This is a genomic window from Arthrobacter sp. K4-10C (assembly GCF_059090085.1).
Genome location: NZ_JBNHFI010000004.1, coordinates 131,961 through 147,566, shown reverse-complemented (window position 1 = coordinate 147,566; position 15,606 = coordinate 131,961). Strand labels below are relative to the sequence as shown.

At 63.4% G+C, this 15,606-nt stretch carries 16 protein-coding genes; 9 read left to right on the top strand and 7 right to left on the bottom strand.

The genetic code is table 11. The annotated features are described in order from the left end of the window. Positions 1–52 precede the first annotated feature (52 nt). Positions 53–1,114 carry a glycosyltransferase family 4 protein gene (locus tag AC5RUU_RS06910; protein ID WP_493974471.1) on the bottom strand — a complete coding sequence of 354 codons (1,062 nt, stop codon included), beginning with the start codon at positions 1,112–1,114 and terminating at the stop codon, positions 53–55. Positions 1,115–1,328: 214 nt separating this feature from the next. Between AC5RUU_RS06910 and AC5RUU_RS06905 the strand changes: the two genes are divergently transcribed. Then, entirely contained in the window at positions 1,329–2,027 is a 699-nt protein-coding gene (locus AC5RUU_RS06905) for a DsbA family oxidoreductase (protein ID WP_493974470.1), read from the top strand. Positions 2,028–2,083: 56 nt separating this feature from the next. Then, positions 2,084–2,734, top strand: a complete 651-nt coding sequence (locus tag AC5RUU_RS06900; protein ID WP_493974469.1) for a TetR/AcrR family transcriptional regulator — start codon at positions 2,084–2,086, stop codon at positions 2,732–2,734. 70 nt (positions 2,735–2,804) lie between these two features. On the opposite strand, the gene AC5RUU_RS06895 is transcribed toward AC5RUU_RS06900, so the two are convergent. Continuing rightward, complete coding sequence (locus tag AC5RUU_RS06895) at positions 2,805–3,485, bottom strand: LytR C-terminal domain-containing protein (protein WP_493974468.1); 681 nt, start codon at positions 3,483–3,485, stop codon at positions 2,805–2,807. Beyond that, positions 3,478–3,777, bottom strand: a complete 300-nt coding sequence (locus tag AC5RUU_RS06890; RefSeq protein WP_493974467.1) for a type II toxin-antitoxin system VapB family antitoxin — start codon at positions 3,775–3,777, stop codon at positions 3,478–3,480. The genes AC5RUU_RS06895 and AC5RUU_RS06890 overlap by 8 nt, the downstream gene beginning before the upstream one ends. A gap of 147 nt (positions 3,778–3,924) precedes the next feature. On the opposite strand from AC5RUU_RS06890, the gene AC5RUU_RS06885 reads away from it, so the two are divergent. Together AC5RUU_RS06885 and AC5RUU_RS06880 are read left to right on the top strand one after the other, a co-directional pair. Further along, positions 3,925–4,854, top strand: a complete 930-nt coding sequence (locus tag AC5RUU_RS06885) for a hypothetical protein (protein ID WP_493974466.1) — start codon at positions 3,925–3,927, stop codon at positions 4,852–4,854. An 80-nt stretch (positions 4,855–4,934) separates the two neighbouring features. After that, the gene (locus tag AC5RUU_RS06880; protein WP_493974465.1) at positions 4,935–6,542 is read left to right on the top strand and encodes a stealth family protein; all 1,608 of its coding nucleotides are present in this window, start codon (positions 4,935–4,937) and stop codon (positions 6,540–6,542) included. Positions 6,543–6,618: 76 nt separating this feature from the next. Here the strand turns inward: AC5RUU_RS06880 and AC5RUU_RS06875 are convergent, their stop codons facing one another. Both AC5RUU_RS06875 and AC5RUU_RS06870 read right to left on the bottom strand, forming a co-directional pair. Continuing rightward, positions 6,619–7,548, bottom strand: coding sequence for a phosphodiesterase (locus tag AC5RUU_RS06875; RefSeq protein WP_493974464.1), 930 nt, complete (start codon positions 7,546–7,548; stop codon positions 6,619–6,621). A gap of 221 nt (positions 7,549–7,769) precedes the next feature. Next, complete coding sequence (locus AC5RUU_RS06870) at positions 7,770–9,488, bottom strand: M23 family metallopeptidase (protein WP_493974463.1); 1,719 nt, start codon at positions 9,486–9,488, stop codon at positions 7,770–7,772. A gap of 185 nt (positions 9,489–9,673) precedes the next feature. Here AC5RUU_RS06870 and AC5RUU_RS06865 point away from each other — a divergent pair, with 185 nt between their 5' ends. From AC5RUU_RS06865 to AC5RUU_RS06855, 3 genes are all read left to right on the top strand, one after another. Then, positions 9,674–10,597, top strand: a complete 924-nt coding sequence (locus AC5RUU_RS06865) for an oxygenase MpaB family protein (RefSeq protein ID WP_493974462.1) — start codon at positions 9,674–9,676, stop codon at positions 10,595–10,597. Between the two features lie 204 nt (positions 10,598–10,801). Continuing rightward, the gene (locus AC5RUU_RS06860) at positions 10,802–11,275 is read left to right on the top strand and encodes a hypothetical protein (RefSeq protein ID WP_493974461.1); all 474 of its coding nucleotides are present in this window, start codon (positions 10,802–10,804) and stop codon (positions 11,273–11,275) included. Then, positions 11,254–11,571 (top strand): transcriptional regulator, encoded by a 318-nt coding sequence (locus AC5RUU_RS06855; RefSeq protein WP_493974460.1) that lies wholly within the window; start codon positions 11,254–11,256, stop codon positions 11,569–11,571. The genes AC5RUU_RS06860 and AC5RUU_RS06855 overlap by 22 nt, the downstream gene beginning before the upstream one ends. Before the next feature lie 116 nt (positions 11,572–11,687). Here AC5RUU_RS06855 and AC5RUU_RS06850 read toward each other — a convergent pair whose 3' ends face one another. Continuing rightward, entirely contained in the window at positions 11,688–12,113 is a 426-nt protein-coding gene (locus AC5RUU_RS06850) for a PadR family transcriptional regulator (RefSeq protein ID WP_493974459.1), read from the bottom strand. Next, positions 12,100–12,531: a hypothetical protein gene (locus AC5RUU_RS06845; RefSeq protein WP_493974458.1), complete on the bottom strand. Its 432-nt coding sequence runs from the start codon at positions 12,529–12,531 to the stop codon at positions 12,100–12,102. The genes AC5RUU_RS06850 and AC5RUU_RS06845 overlap by 14 nt, the downstream gene beginning before the upstream one ends. 471 nt (positions 12,532–13,002) lie before the next feature. On the opposite strand from AC5RUU_RS06845, the gene AC5RUU_RS06840 reads away from it, so the two are divergent. After that, positions 13,003–14,460, top strand: a complete 1,458-nt coding sequence (locus tag AC5RUU_RS06840) for a DUF8370 family protein (RefSeq protein WP_493974457.1) — start codon at positions 13,003–13,005, stop codon at positions 14,458–14,460. A gap of 145 nt (positions 14,461–14,605) precedes the next feature. Beyond that, positions 14,606–15,574: a protein NO VEIN domain-containing protein gene (locus AC5RUU_RS06835; protein ID WP_493974456.1), complete on the top strand. Its 969-nt coding sequence runs from the start codon at positions 14,606–14,608 to the stop codon at positions 15,572–15,574. The last annotated feature ends 32 nt before the right edge of the window (positions 15,575–15,606 follow it).

The window sequence follows — 15,606 nt, the reverse complement described above, 5'->3', positions numbered from 1 at the left end:
AGGACTCCCTTCTCAAGCGGCGGGTTCTGCCAGGACCCATAGCCCGCGTCCCCTAATGATTCTGGTGCAGCCTGATCGCATCCGGAACCCCGGCCAGCATCCTCCCTTCAAGGAGTTCAGTAAAGAGCATGAGGTGTTCGGCCACCATGCGTTCCATGCTGAACCGGTCAACAACGGCCTGGCGGCAGTCCGCCCTGCTGATTCCTCCCACGGCTTCGACGAATCCGGCCAACTCGCCGGTGGGGCCCAGATAACCGGTGTGGCCATGCTCGATGATCTCGGGGGCGGAACCGATCGGAGTGCCGATCACTGGCGTCCCGGTCGCCAGTGCCTCAATCATCACCAGCCCGAATGGCTCCGACCACTGAATCGGGTTGAGGAACGCCAGCGCCTCGCCCATCAGTTTGTACTTGGACTCGTCGTTGACTTCCCCAACGAACTCCTCATTCGGCCCGAGCATCGGTTCAATGACGTCCTTGAAGTAGCTGACCTCGTCCGGCTCCCGCATTTTGACCGCGATCTTTATCGGCATGCCGGCCTGACGGGCAATCGCAATGGCTTCCTGCAGTCCCTTGTCCGGGCACGCCCGCCCCACAAAGCACAGGTAACCACCGGCGCCGCTTCCCACCGGAACGGCACCGACATCCATGCCGTGATGAATCACTTTGGTGACGCGCACGTCCGGCGCGTGCGAGGTTTGGTCCCGGGAAATTGCGATGATGGCAGCGCACCGGGCTATGGCCCGGTAGATATCAACGGCCTGGCTGCGAAGCGGCCCGTGGATGGTGGTAACCAGCGGAGTCCCGGCCGGCCGGTGCATGTATAGGGGCCCGGCCACTGTGTGGTCATGGATGATGTCAACGTCCTGCAGGCCTTCATAAGCCCTGACGACATGGCTGAATTCGGACATGGTAAAGCCCATATCCTCCCTTGCAGATGGCCGCATCCCACCCATGACCGGAACCGTGCAGGTGCTGTCTGAAGGGGCGGCAAGCAGGACTTCGTGTCCCGCCGCGACGAAGCCGCGGGCAAGGGTGTCCACAACCCTTTCAGTCCCTCCGTAAGCCGGCGGGGGAACCGGAATCCATGGTCCCGCGACGAGTCCTATCCGCATTCGTGGCCTCCAAGGTATGGGGCCGGGCTCCCCAGCTGGCCGGGCATATCCGAACGCGGGACGCGGCACGTCCCACGGTGTATTGGGCTTTCCGGTGGTATCTGATTGCCTCTTCTGACTATTGCCCACGATCCGTGCCGCCACAAGACCTACTGTGAGGTATCTAACATCCGCCTTCCGGAATGGGCACCGCAGCGCCGGGGTTGTCCACATCATGAAGGTTGAGATCTGGTCAGACGTTGCGTGCCCGTGGTGCTACATCGGCAAGCGCCGGTTCGAGGCTGCCCTGGCCGCCTTCCCGCATCGCGACGCCCTGGAGGTCAAGTGGCGGAGCTACCAGCTGGACCCCACCCTCCCCGAACATTATGACGGCACCGAGCTTGAGTACCTCAGCACCCGCAAGGGAATGCCTCCACAGCAGGTTTCGCAGATGTTCGACCACGTTGCGCAGCAGGCCAGGGGTGAGGGCCTGGATTACCACTTCGACAAGGTAGTGGTGGCCAACAGTTTCACGGCGCACCGCCTGATCCACCTCGCTGGGGCGCACGGCAAGCAGGACGCGGCCAAGGAGCGCCTGCTCAGCGACCACTTCGAGCACGGCAAGGACATCGGCAACCGGGAGTACCTGGCGTCGCTGGGCAAAGACCTCGGCATCGCTGCCGGGGAGGTCGAGGAACTCTTCACCACGGACAAGTACGCCGACGACGTCCGGTCCGATTTCGAGGAGGGCCGGTCCCTGGGAATCAGCGGCGTCCCGTTCTTCGTCATCGACCGGAAGTACGGCCTCTCCGGGGCCCAGCCCACAGCGACGTTCACGGCGGCGCTGAACCAGGCGTGGCAGGCTGCGAACCCCCTGGTGCTGGTCGGTTCCGCGGAGGGCGACGCCTGCGGACCCGACGGCTGCCCGGCCTGATTTTGCTGGGCAGGTCATGCAGCAGGTTTACTGACACATAGCGGTAAAGTGTCTGTATGCCAAGGATTTCAGCGGCCAGCAACGCCGAGCAACGGGCGGACACGCAGCGCCGCATCCTCACGGCCTTCGGCGAGCTCCTCTTCTCGCACGGGCTTCCCGGCCTGACCATGACTGACGTGGCAAGGCATGCGGGCGTGGGACGGACTGCCGTCTACAACTACTACGCGGACATCGAAGAGCTGCTGATCTCCTACGCCCTTGACGAGACGGAGAAGTTCCTCTCGGAACTGCGCGATTCCCTGGAACGCCTGGACAACCCGGTGGAGCGGCTGGCGCTGTACGTGCGCGCACAGGTGGTGGACCTCAGCCGCCGCCACCTGCCGCCGGGACCTGCAATGGGGGCTGTCCTCTCGCCGTCGTCCTTTGCCAAACTTGCCGACCATGTGGGTGAGCTCAGCGTGCTGCTGCAGGGCATCCTGCGCGACGGGATGGAACAGGGCTACCTGCCCGTCGCGGACATCGGCCAGCAGGCCCAGCTGATCCTTGGGACGCTGTCCTCCAGCGCGGCGCGGGGCAGTGACGAGCCTGCGGAGCTGGAGGCGCGCGTGGCCAGGACGGTGCGCTTCATCCAGCTGGGCGCCGGGGCCAGGTTCGACGACGGGGGCCACCCGGTGCGGGTGGCGCCGCTTCCCGCCGTGGCCGGCTGACTTGCCCTGACCCCTTCTTGTCCCTAACAGCCCGGTTCAGCAGCTGGATCCCAGTGGGGCGACGGCAGCTTCAGGACGCGGGCGCCGCCGACGGCATGACCGGCCACAGGTCGTCATCCGCCACGCGGCGGCTTTCCCTGGGGCAGCTGAGCTTGCCGGGCGTCTGGTCAACGAGGTCGGGCGGGGCCAGTGAGCTGTACTCCCGGGAGAGGACGACGTCCACGCTGCCGTCCGTCCTGCCGTCCTGGAAGTAGTCCGAACCCGGCAGGTTGCGCTGGACACTGAAGGCAGCAGACTGTCCGGCTGCCCCGGAGATCACGGCGGCAACGCCCCCGTACCCCTCATCGATATTGCCCACGGCCCCCACCACGAACTTGCGCGCCAGGAACTCGTCTGCCACGGAGCGGGCCAGGCCCGGCCTGCTGGTGGAGTTGTACACGTTGAGGTTGACCTGCTCGGGCGGCGTGTAGTCGAAGGTGGCGGCGGGGCAGGCGGAGACCGTTTCCTCGGCCGGTTCGGCCGTGGGAATGGTGAACCTTCCGTTGATGATCGCCAGGGCTGTGATGATGCCTGCGGCGATCAGGCCGATCAGGAGCACCAGCACTACGCCGTGCAGCACCCTGCGGCGAACCCGGGCGGTGTCGTCGGCGTCCCGTGCAGCGGCGTCGAATGTGGCGCGCAGTTCCGGGCCGCTCACCACGTGGTGGCCGTGCAGGACACTGGCGTCCTGCGCCTTCCTCTTCCTAGCCATCGAGCACCAGGACCCGGGCGTGGATCGCGGTGCGCTGGTGCAGGGCCGTCCGGACAGCCCGGTGCAGGCCGTCCTCAAGGTAAAGGGTTCCCTGGTACTGCACCACGTGCGGGAAAAGGTCCCCAAAGAAGGTGGAGTCCTCGGCCAGCAGGGCCTCAAGGTCCAGGGTGCGTTTGGTGGTCACCAGTTCGTCCAGCCGCACCGGCCGGGGCGGCAGCGAGGCCCACTCCTTGGGCGTGCTGAAACCATGGTCGGGGTAAGGGCGGCCCTCGCCCACAGCTTTGAATATCACCCTGCAACCCTAGGCATCCCGCCAAGCGGAGCGGAAGTGCCCGGCCGCGCCCCCGGCAGGTTGTAGCCAAACAGTAACCATGTCACAAGCGGTGATCTTTGGCTGGCGGTTCAGGAACCAGCCGGCGCTGCTGAAAGAATGGGCCCCATGACAGCACCCGAGTCCCCTGCCCTTCGCGCGCCTGGCGTCCGCCTGCCGTCCACCCCGCCGCTGGCGCTCCTGCTCGACGTGGACGGCCCGGTGGCGAGTCCGCTGACGCGTGACGTCAAACCGGAGATCATCGCAGACCTGGTGGCCCTTGCCACCGCCGGCATCCCCGTCATTTTCAACACGGGCCGCTCGGACGCCTTCATCCGCGAACAGGTCATGGTCCCCATGCTCGAAGCGGGAATCCCCAGCGGCACCATCATCCACGCCGTTTGCGAGAAGGGGGCGGTCTGGTTCAGTTTCACGTCGGCCGGTCCCGGCCCCATCCACGTGGACCGTGAGCTCGCGGTGCCTGCGGCTTACGGGGACGACGTCCGCCGGCTGGTGGCCGAGGACTACGCGGCGCATATGTTCTTCGACGAGACCAAACGGGCCATGGTCTCCGTGGAGCAGCACATCGAGGTCGCCAGCGCCGATTACCTGGCCGAGCAAAAACTTTTCGACGCCGATGCCATGGACCTGATGGCCCGCCACGGCTTGGGCGTTGTCCGGCTGGACCACCACGCACCGAACTCCGACGACGAGGTGGACTACCGCGTGGATCCCACCATCATCTCCACGGACATCGAATCCGTCCGCCTCGGCAAGGACCTTGGCGCCAGCCGGGCAGTGGAACTGCTGGCCGCGCAGGGCATCACGCCGGAGGCCTGGCGGACAGTTGGCGATTCCCGCACGGACTATGCCATGGCGGACTGGCTCCACCACAACGACCATGCGGTGAAGCACGTGGACGTGCGCCCCGCGGACGGCGTCCCGGCGAAACCGTACGACGTCCTCACAGCGGCTGATCTTGGGCTGGACGCCGCGGTCATCCACGACGACGCCGGCGGCGCCTTCCTGCGCAGCTGGCGGGAGTCACTGGGCATCTGAGCCGGACCGGCAGCCGCCCGAAACGTGCCGTTTCCCCGGCAGGACTATCATGCAGGTAGGAACGCACACTTTCACCAGCAATGGAGACAACCATTACAGAAGCACCGGTTCAGGACGAAATCTACTTCGGTGGCCAGGCGTCCGTAGAGGAACAATTCCACGAGGAGGCGACCTCCGCTGCCGCGGAGCGGCGCCTGAAGCACCGTCCCGATGTCATCAGGCACAAGGGCCGCTATGCCCTGATCAACTACAACAGGACCCATTACCAGGCAATGGTGGAGGACCTGCTGTTTCTGCGCAACGTCCTCGCCGATGCTGGCCTGGCCTACCTGCTGGTCCGCGGCAACAACGACCGGCCGGTCATTGCCCTGGACTGGAAGGACAGGAAAAAGCTGCGCGCCGCGCTGGTAGAGGCCTGCCGGGATGAGCCCTTTTACTCCATGACGGTGGATGCCAAGAAGAAAACCGCCGTCCTTGTTGCTGATGGCGAGCTTTCCACCAGCCGCCAGGCGCGCATTTTCCGCCTCTACCGCCCGCGGGTGGAACCCGGGGGCGGTTTTGAGTTCGGTGCTTCTGCGGGGGCGCAGATCGAGTTGTGGTCCTTCGAGGGCGAGCAGCTCATCCTTCCCATCGAGAACTCGCTGACGCGCAGGACCCTGCTGCGGCAGGACGCGGTCCGCGGGACTGTGGAGCGCTACGGCCACACCTGGCCCACCATCGAGAACATGTTCGCGGACCACGCCAGCGACATCAGCTTCGACATCGACCTGGTCTTTTCCTGGGTTGACGGCAGCTCCCCCGAGTACATTGCCGCGCGAAGGGCACAGCAGAAGGGTGTTGTCCTGGGCGAAGGCGACGACCACGAGGCACGCTTCCGGCAGATCAACGAGCTGAAGTATGCGCTGCGGTCCGTCTACATGTTCGCGCCCTGGATCCGCCGCATCTTCATTGCCACGGACTCCCCCGCCCCGGCGTGGCTGGCCGACCACCCTTCCGTCACCATCGTCCGGAGTGAGGAGTTTTTCGCCGATCCATCGGTGCTGCCCACGCACAACTCGCAGGCCGTGGAGTGCCAGCTGCACCATATTGAGGGACTGTCGGAGCACTTCCTGTACTCCAACGACGACATGTTCTTTGGCCGCCCAGTCAGCCCGGACCTGTTCTTCACCCCCGGCGGGATCACCAAGTTCATCGAGGCGGAAACCCGGATCGGCCTTGGTGAGAACGCGGCCGAGCGCAGCGGGTTCGAGAACGCTGCCCGGGTGAACCGCAAGCTGTTGTGGAACCGCTTTGGCCGCATCACCACGCGCCACCTGGAGCACTGCGCCGCCCCGTTGCGCCGCAGCGTGGTTGCGAAGATGGAACGGGAGTTCCCGGAGGAATTCCGGAAGACGGCAGCCAGCCGGTTCCGTGCCGCGGACAACATCTCCGTCACCAATTCGTTCTACCACTACTACGCGCTGCTGACCGGGCGCGCCGTCACGCAGACCGCAGCGAAGGTCCGCTACGTGGACACCACCATGCGGGCGGGTCTCAACTACCTGCCCAAGCTGTTGTCCAAACGGAACATGGACTTCTTCTGCCTCAATGACGGCAGCTTCCCCGAAGTCGCCGCGGATGAGCGCGCTGAAGTGGTGACGGATTTCCTGGAGAAGTACTTCCCCATCAAAGCACCGTGGGAGAAATAGCAGCCGCCTGGCCGGTGCGATATCGAAGCTAAAGGGCCGGCCCGGGAGGGGCCGGCCCTTCAGCTTTGCGTCTTCCCTACCTGCTGGAGGACACGCCCTGCCGGGCGCTGCTGCGCTGCTTGGCGGTCTCGGGAATCCGGACCCCTGCTGCCTCCAGCCGCCTCGCGGTTTCTTCAGGGGTGACGTACTCGCCGACCGTCGTCGAACTGCCCATCGGAACCACCGAGTGGACGATCGTGTGCTCGTAGACGTGCACCAGGTTGAAGGCTTGACCGCCGTCCTGCCCTCGGGTTCCGCCCACCGGAACGTTGAGGTCCTGCGTGTAGCAGCTGGCCGACGCCACGGACACGGGGATGCCGGCAAAGCTGGCCGTCGTGGAGTAATGCAGGTGGCCGGCGAGGATGGTCCGGACGTCGGAATTGCGCACCACCGCCGCAAGCGAGGCCTGGTCCCGCAACTCCACCAGGACTGACAAATCCAGGACGGACGGGACGGGCGGATGGTGCAGTGCCAGGATGGTGCCGTCAGGTGCCGGGGTGTCCAATTCGCGGCTGAGCCACTCCAGTTGCGAGTCGCTCAGCTCGCCGTGGTGGAACCCGGGAACCGAAGTGTCCAGGGTGATGACGCGCAGGCCGTTGATGAAGTAGCTGTTGTCCACGGGGGCGTCGCTGCCTGGCTGGTCCAGCAGGCCCTCCCGGAAGTTCGCACGGTTGTCGTGGTTGCCCATCGCCCAAATGACTTGTGCGCCCATCTCCGCGCAGGCGGGATCCACGATTGCGCGCAGCTTCCGGTACGCTTCGGGGTCGCCCTTGTCCGCAAGATCACCGGTAAAGATGACAGCCTCCGGCCGCGCCCCGGATGCCTTGACCTCTTCAAAGAGCTGGATGAGGCGGGCTTCGCTGTCAACGACGCCGTACAGGGGATTCGGACCCCCCAACAGGTGGGGATCGCTCAGGTGGAGTAGGAAGTGGCGTGGCCGGGGATGTTCGGCCTCGATGTGCTCCATTGCTACCTCTGTGGTCAGTGGGAAGCGGCGCTTCCCTGGTACCCTTCAGTAATATTTATCCAATCAGACATTTGGCAAACTTTGGGCGAATCGCCGTAGCCGATGTGGAAAAAGATAAAAGAACTGCGCTTTTGCGGACTTCCTTCGCCGAGCAGCCGATTTATCGGCAGGGCCTTTTCCGGGGGCCTCCTTTCAATCTGCCGAGGTCAGTCCCGGTTCCGTCATCCAGCGTCAGCGGGATTGGGTACCGCGAGCGCACCAACGGTTTCGTCTTCACGGAGTTGTCCACATGGGGCATTCGTTGCCAACTCCCCAGCAGGCTGGTCTGCCTCGTCCCTCTCTTTCTCCTTCCACCCTGCCTCTTGCCACTCTGCCGAATCGCCGGACCGGACTGGCTCACCTGACCGGCGTGTGCGATCGTAACGGCCGGAACCGTCAATTTCCTGGGTGCACCCCCTGGGGAGTACGCCCGGATTGTCCTCCACGGTTGGAAGCGTGGCCGGAGTGCCATCGTGGCTGGGTTCGGCGGACGGGGACGACGCCGGCGCACCGGAGGGTGCCTCGCCTGCGGGTTCCTGCGGGGCGTCAGGCGCCTGCGGAGTTGTGGTCGGGTCAGTGGGCGAAGGAGCGTCACCAGCGGGGGCAGGCTGGGCCGGACCGTCCGGACCTTCCGGCCCCGTTGGGGCATCGGAACCGGAAGCCGGCACCGGGATCGAAGGTTCCTGGTCCTCCGATGCAGGCCCGTGCGGCGTCCCGTCCGCGGAAGTCCCTCCTCCCGGTCCGGCCGGGTCACCTGGCGGCAGCGATGGCTCCACTGTTTCAAGACCAGTTGGGTCCGGAGTACTGGATGCAGCAGAATCTGCCGGTGGCGCCGCAGGCCCCTCCTGCGGGGGCGGCAGAACGGTGGCAGGGGGTGCCGCTGCGGGCGGTTCCGGCTCGGCTGGTTGTCCCGCAGGCGGTGCCGCAGGAGGCTGCGGCGGGGCGGGCGTCGCCGTCGTCGTTGGTGCTCCTGCCTCAAGCCCTACAAGGCGGGGTGGACTGCCCTGCCGCAGCGGAGTAATCCAGTTGGGGTTTGCTGCGGGTGGCGTACCCGTGCCCGGCGCATACGACAATGTCCCGGACGCCCCTTCACCGGGGAGCGCCCGCAGCGGGATGAGGCCCCAGTTCAGCGGACTCGTATGACGGCCGTCAAGGATGGTCTCGAAATGCAGGTGGCAGCCCGTGGACCATCCGGTGCTGCCAACACGGGCAATGGCCTGGCCTGCCTGGACGGTATCCCCGCTGCGCACAGCAATTGAGTCCAGGTGGTTGTAGGTGGAGATGAGGCCATTCCCGTGGTCTATCTCCACCCGGTTTCCTCCGCCCCAGGCATGCCACCCGGCGGCGCGGACCACCCCCGAATCGGCGGCATGGACTTTGGATCCGCAAGGCGCGCCGTAATCCTGCCCGAGGTGGAAGTCACCGGCATCACCGGACAGCGGACTGATCCGAAAACCAAAGGGCGACGTCGGATCCAGTGATGCCAGGGGCGCCATCAGGTAGCCGGCCGGCGGCCTGCCGAAACCGGTCAGGCCCACGCCAAGGGAGGTACTGCCCCCGGCGTGGCTGCCAACCTGGGGACGGGGAAAAGAAATCAGGACGGACGGGTCTGTCAGAATGGCCGCAGGCAGCACACTTGGACCCTCCCGGAACGACGCCAGGAGCCCGCTTCCGGCCACACCCGCCTCGGCACCATAACCACCGGATGGCCCTACAACGCCCGAAGCGGCACCAGACGGGGCAACAGCGGCACCCATCGCCACCGGCCCGGCTGCATTGCCGGACAGGTTAACGGCGCATGCCGAGACTGCCAGCGCCCCCGTGGCGGCCAGCGCGCGCGTGGCGGCAAGGCAACGGCGTCGAGCGCCCTTGCCCCTGCCTGTTCCCCTGTGCTTGGCCACTTCAGCTTCAACCCTGTGTATTGCCGCCCGCGCCCTGTCTTGACGTACGTCCCATGTGACCACAAGGCCGGAACAGTGTGAACCCCCTTCTTTGCAATATTGAGCTGATCTTGACCAAGAGGATGGGGCCCACCTGAATGCTGCTTAGGGGCAGCCCCGGCGCGCGGGTTGGGCAACAATGGGATATGCGCATTTTCCTCCGGAAATGGCAGGACGAACTCAGAAAGACGTTCACGGGGAAGTCGGACACGCCGCCGGACTGGGCGCTGCGGCTGTCAGAGGGCGACGACCCCGGTTACCACCTGCCCGGTTCCGCCGTGTGGGCGGTGCACGGTTCCATGTCGCCAATCGTGGCCGGAATCCGGACGCTGCTCATGCAGTCCCTGCACCCGGGCGCCCTGGCCGGCGTGCATGAACACTCCAACTTCCGGGACGACCCCCTGGGCCGCCTGGCGCACACCATCCGCTGGATCTTCACGGTGACGTATGGTTCCAAGGCTGCGGCCGACGAGGCGTCCCGAAAGGTCCGCCGCCTGCACGAACAGGTGCAGGGAAACTACAACGACAACCAGGGGGCCGTGCGCAGCTATAGTGCCAACGATCCGGAACTGGCCAGCTGGATCCACATCGCCTTTACCGATGCCTTCCTGACGGCACACAAGATCTGGGGCGGCGCCATCCCGGGCGGACCGGACGCCTATGTCAGGGAGTGGGCGCAGGCCGGCAGGCTGATGGGCGTTGACAACCCTCCGGTAACAGAGGCGGAAATGCGGCGCCAGCTGGACCGCTGGTACGCGGGGAACGAGCTGCGTGCTGACGCGCGCGTGGCTGAGACGGTGGACTTCATCCGCAACGCCCCGCTGCATCCGATGCTTCGGCCCGGCTACCGCGTCCTTTTCGCCGGGGCGGTGTACAGCCTGGAGCCACGGTACCGGGAGATGCTGGGACTGGAAGTACCCCGCCTGGGTCCTTTCCCCCTTCCGGTGAGGCTGGCCACCCAGGCCGTTCTCGGCGTCGTCCGCCTTGCCCTTGGTCCCAAGGGACCCAGCGAGATCGCTGCCAGGGCGCGCCTGCGGCGGTTGGGGCGTCCCGAGGCGGATATTGAATAGGGTGTCCGCCCACAGTTCCGGCGCGGCTGCAATGCACGCGTCGAGAGTGTCCTGTTCCTCTACTCGCGGGCTTTATCGGACAGGGGCCTGCGCTGGCCGTCGCGAAGGGCGGCCCCCGCCACATCATGAGTAAGGCCGGCAGGCCCTTCCCTTTCCGCAACAGAAAACCTTGTGTTTCCGTTACGGAAAGTCTAGATTAAGGGCATGACCAACGAAAGCGGTACCCGGCCAAGCCCAGAGGAAGCGCAGCAGGCATTGGCAGCGGTTTCCGAATCGCGCCGGGCCCTCGCCCCCTTTGTTCGTTCACCCAAGTGGCTCTACCCGGCCCAAGGCGTCGGAATGGCTCTGTTGATCATCGGGCTGGCGCTGTTCACGTCCTCCGGCTGGGCAACGGTTGCCCTGGGCGGCTCTGTGATTGTCTTCTGCTTGCTTCCGATCCTGCAATCAAGGCAAGCCCGCGTAATTTTGGACGTCTACACGCATCCGGGAAGCCGGCTGATTGGCCTGGTCTACCTTGCGGCATTCACGGCCCTCGTTGCCGCTGCTCTTGTGCTGCACGCCGTGACCGGGGCGGATTGGACGGTCTACCTCGCTGCACTCCTGGCATTCGCCCTCACCCTCTTCGCTGGGCCGGCGATGGAAACGAAACTTGCCCGATGGATAGGGACCTCGGACTAATGGGCGCCGGCTTCAACGAAGTAATCCACGTCCCGACCAGGCTGCGCATCTGCGCACTCCTGGCCGGAGCAGGAGAAGTGGAGTTCGGTGTCATCCGTGACGCCCTTGCCCTTAGTGACTCCGTGCTGAGTAAGCATCTGAAGGTGCTTGAGCAGGCCGGTTTCGCTGACCTTCGCAAGGGCACCGTGAACACGCGAACCCGCACTTGGGTGCGACTGACGAAGGAGGGATCAAAAGCATTCAAAGCACACGTTGAAGAGCTGCGGAAACTTGCCGCAAGCGCCGACCACCTTTAGGCCCAACCGGCACGTTCCGTGAATCGATTGCGGCCTCATCGCCGCCCTGAGCCGCCTCTACGCGGAACCAGCCATAGCGGTGGTGCGCACCTCGGTGATGCCGGAAGCAGCTGTGCTCAACCCGGCTGGACGCGGCGGGCGGCACTGGTTGCGTCCCGGAAGAGTTTGGTGGTCATGTACGCCATCGGCCCCTGGAGGTAGCCCGCCAGGACCCGCTCACCGGAGGCAGTGAGCTCGTAGATCTTGCGCTTGGCACCGGTACCCGCCACTGATTCCTGGCTATGGGTGATGAGGTTCAAGCCTTCCACCCGCCGTAAAGCCCGGTGCATGCTCTGCTCGTCCACTGCCAGATGGCCTTCGCTCAAGTGCGTGATGAAGTCGCGAATTTGCCCCGACCACCGCGGTTCTTCAGACAAGGCCAGCAAGATAAAGAGCATGAGTGTGCTCTTCTTGTGCGTGTCCGTCCACGCGCTGAGGACTTTACGCTCATAGTCGGTCAGTTCGAGGCCAGGTCCGACCGCCGGTGTTTCAGACCTCGACATGCTCATAGCCCCTGCTGAGCATGGCGCCAATCGTGTGTACCAGGAGCCCCGCGCCCCACAGAACGCTCATCGACACAAGGGGACCGGACCACCCCTGCTGCAGCATCTCATCGTGTCCACTCAGCATCAGGATCCACGCGTGCACCCAGAAACTGCCGTTGATGATCAGGTAGGCGACAGCGTGTGCGAAGTAGGTTCCGTACGCGCGCTGGCGCAAAGCGGTCGCGTTCCTCACCGTGAACACCACCATGTAGAGCGCCACCGCGGCGAGCAGCAGCGCGGTGCCTGCTGTGACGCGTCCGCCCGCCACGAAGGCGGTGTATCCCTGGATAACCAGGACGCCGACGACCAGGGCTCCCGTAAACCGGGCGAGTTTTTGATTGGTGATCGGGATGACGCCGTCAGGTCGGTTTCCCATGCCAGGCTCCTCGGTAGACTATAGGTATAGTACCTGTGGTTGCCGACGTGGTCCAGCGGGAACGGGTGAATGCTCAATGCGTGCAGAGTGTCGCCGTCGACGTTCCACCGATCAGAAGGTGCGCCAAAGTCGAAGAAGACCAGTCGGTGGCCGCCGACTCGGGGGGACAATGGGAAACGCAAGAACCCGGCCCCGCCAGGGCGGGACCGGGTTCTCAACCGGCGGAGAATGGGGGATTTGAACTCCCAAGGACAAATAAGCACCCAAGAGCACCATTCGCCGCGAAATAGCTGAAGCAGCGCGTCCCTTCGATGCGATTCATACCTCCTAATCCATGGCGATACACACCAAATCGCTTGCGGCATTGCATGGAAATTTGCATGGAGTGCTAGCTCTTCCCCTTAGAACTCGGATCGGGACGTTACGATCTATGCAGGCGCCAGAGCGCCAGAGTGTTTTACGGGGGGTAAGTTGCGAGTTTCTGAGTACTACAAGCTTGGCGTGTCACAAGGCGGACTCGACTTCGTCGACGTAGACATCACGGATGATGTCCCCGTATATATAGATCCAACTGCGCTCCGGAAACAAACAGGTCCCTTTGCTAATGCCTGTGAAGTTGCGCTCACAACGTTCTTTGACTCACTGCTGCAAGCAATCGCATCGCAAAATGTGAAGGCCACCCAGGACCTTATCCAGCACCTCTCGGAGCCGAACGAGACCCATCTTGGGGTTAGCGAAGGCCAATCGCGTGGACGGGGGCTCGGTGACAAAAGCACAAGCGACAAACTCGTTCAGGCCTTGATGGAGAGTGATGCAGCAAAGACCGGGCTTCTTATGGATTTGGAAGAGACAGCCCTTTTCATACCTGGGATCGACCGCGACATCGTCAGCGATATGACGACCTGCATAATCCGAACTGAGCTCATCCGCTACACCCAAAACCAGTGCCAGTTCCACGAAATCGACACGGAGAACCAGTACTCAGGCCCCCTCTGGGACCCCGCGAGTCGCGCTTGGCAGGACAGCGACCTAGTGCCGCTTCCCCGAGCGGGGGACCATAAGTTGCTACTCGTTCCGAAGTCAATCGTTCGGGTGGATCTCGCTATGGATAGGGGACGGTATTACCGCGACTATCTCCGCCCCTATTACGAGGCTGAAGAACTGCGAGCGGGCTCAGCATTGGTCAAGACTCTCAAGAATGGAACGAGAAAGGTCTTGCTTCGCGAACTGGATGCGAAGCTGGGAACCACTAAAAAAGACACCGCCGATCATAGCCTTGAGTACCCCAAGGCACTTGAAGACTACCGGGAAGCAACGCGCCATCGCCCGAACCCACCGATGTCCGGCCAGGAGTTCGAGGAAACTACCAAAACGCCGGCCGTCAATTACCGAGAACTCTTGGATGCGATGCGAGCTGTCCCAGCTGGCGGAGGGAAATCTGCGACCCTTTACCACCACGCGGTCGCTGCGCTTCTAAGTGCGATATTTCAGACCTCTCTCGGTAATGCCAGGCTGGAACAGCCGATTCACGACGGCATGAAGCGGCTCGACATCACTTATGACAACATCGCGGAGAATGGTTTTTTTCGATGGCTTAGCACGCACTACAAGGCTGCAATGATCGTTGTCGAGTGCAAGAACTACAGCAAAGACGTCAAGAATCCGGAGACTGACCAGTTAGCCGGACGCTTCTCGAACGATCGAGGACGGGTCGGCATACTTGCCTGCCGATCACTTGCTGATAAGCCGAGGGCCCTTGAAAGGTGCAAGGCCACTACAACTGACGGCAACGGGTACATCATCATCCTGGACGACGAGGATTTCGAAAACCTGGTTGCGGCAATGGAAGACGAAGAGGCGGAGGGCGCTCCTCCGGCCAACACGTTCCCGCTGCTTCGAGAACGATTCGATTACCTTATCGGAATGTAGAGCCGTCCGTTCCCTCAACTCACCCAAGCCTTGCCCCGGGGCAAGTTGACCCTACGACGTCAAGTTGGGACATATCACGGCGCCGTACCGGAACTCGTTTGGCGCCGTTCCGCACGCACTTCCCATACATGATCTAGGAGAACCGTTGAGAGTAGCAGTCGTAACCGTTGGACAGGACAAGGCACCGCAAGCGAACCTCGTCTTCGGTCTTTCATCAGGAGTCTGGGGTTTCACCACGACAACGCCGACAGACCTGTCACAGTTTGCGCCCGGAACACCCCTGTTGCTGGCAACCGGATACAAAAACTCAGATGGTAGCGGGAGCCCTCGGCGCCCCAAGGAGGAATACGAAAACGGAGTCATGGGCAGGGTATATCTCACCAGGGCTGCGGGCAGTACTTCCACCGGCAATCTAAATCCCCTGTGGCCAGACGAGATCGCACTGGGACAAGTCTTGTACCCCGACAGAGTCCCCATAACTCCGCTCGCCGTAGCCCAAGACGTCGCTCTGCCGACCTTCCCCGTGGAACTGGCACACGCATTTCATCGATCGATCAATACTCAAGGGTCTGCAGTATTCATAGATCTCTCACGAGCAGAACTGGATCGACTGGCATTGCAGGCCGGCCAGAACCGTTGGCCCCTCGACCGCAATGATTATGCCGAAACCACGTTCGACGCTGAGTCTGACATTCCGAATCCCCCTAGGCAGACACCCGGCCAAGGACGAGTTCAGGATCCGATTGTGCGGGCGGCCATTGAAAAGCACGCCGTAGACATGGCCACGGAACACTATTCCGCTCAAGGGTGGCACGTGACAGAACTCGGAAAGCCATACGATCTTAAGTGCGAGCGAGGGACCGAAGAACTCCATGTCGAGGTCAAGGGGACGCGCAGCCTAGGGTCAACTGTCGTTCTCACCCGCAATGAGGTTCAGCATGCAGACGAATTCGTCACCGACCTGTTCATCGTAAGCAGCATCAGTCTTTCCTTTGATGCGGAAGGCCTTCCAATCACTTCAGGTGGAGACACCCGGCTCCTTGAGGGTTGGAAGCCGGAGTTCGCCGCGCTCAAGCCGCTCTCCTACGAATACGAAGTGCCGTGGGCAGATTGACCTGCTTGGGCGCCCCGTCAACCATGCGATGA

Excerpts from the sequence above, each read along its gene's own strand:
- AC5RUU_RS06910 (WP_493974471.1), bottom strand. The coding sequence starts at position 1,114 with ATGCGGATAGGACTCGTCGCGGGACCATGGATTCCGGTTCCCCCGCCG.
- AC5RUU_RS06905 (WP_493974470.1), top strand. The coding sequence starts at position 1,329 with ATGAAGGTTGAGATCTGGTCAGACGTTGCGTGCCCGTGGTGCTACATC.
- AC5RUU_RS06900 (WP_493974469.1), top strand. The coding sequence starts at position 2,084 with ATGCCAAGGATTTCAGCGGCCAGCAACGCCGAGCAACGGGCGGACACG.
- AC5RUU_RS06895 (WP_493974468.1), bottom strand. The coding sequence starts at position 3,485 with ATGGCTAGGAAGAGGAAGGCGCAGGACGCCAGTGTCCTGCACGGCCAC.
- AC5RUU_RS06885 (WP_493974466.1), top strand. The coding sequence starts at position 3,925 with ATGACAGCACCCGAGTCCCCTGCCCTTCGCGCGCCTGGCGTCCGCCTG.
- AC5RUU_RS06880 (WP_493974465.1), top strand. The coding sequence starts at position 4,935 with ATGGAGACAACCATTACAGAAGCACCGGTTCAGGACGAAATCTACTTC.
- AC5RUU_RS06875 (WP_493974464.1), bottom strand. The coding sequence starts at position 7,548 with ATGGAGCACATCGAGGCCGAACATCCCCGGCCACGCCACTTCCTACTC.
- AC5RUU_RS06865 (WP_493974462.1), top strand. The coding sequence starts at position 9,674 with ATGCGCATTTTCCTCCGGAAATGGCAGGACGAACTCAGAAAGACGTTC.
- AC5RUU_RS06860 (WP_493974461.1), top strand. The coding sequence starts at position 10,802 with ATGACCAACGAAAGCGGTACCCGGCCAAGCCCAGAGGAAGCGCAGCAG.
- AC5RUU_RS06855 (WP_493974460.1), top strand. The coding sequence starts at position 11,254 with ATGGATAGGGACCTCGGACTAATGGGCGCCGGCTTCAACGAAGTAATC.
- AC5RUU_RS06850 (WP_493974459.1), bottom strand. The coding sequence starts at position 12,113 with ATGTCGAGGTCTGAAACACCGGCGGTCGGACCTGGCCTCGAACTGACC.
- AC5RUU_RS06845 (WP_493974458.1), bottom strand. The coding sequence starts at position 12,531 with ATGGGAAACCGACCTGACGGCGTCATCCCGATCACCAATCAAAAACTC.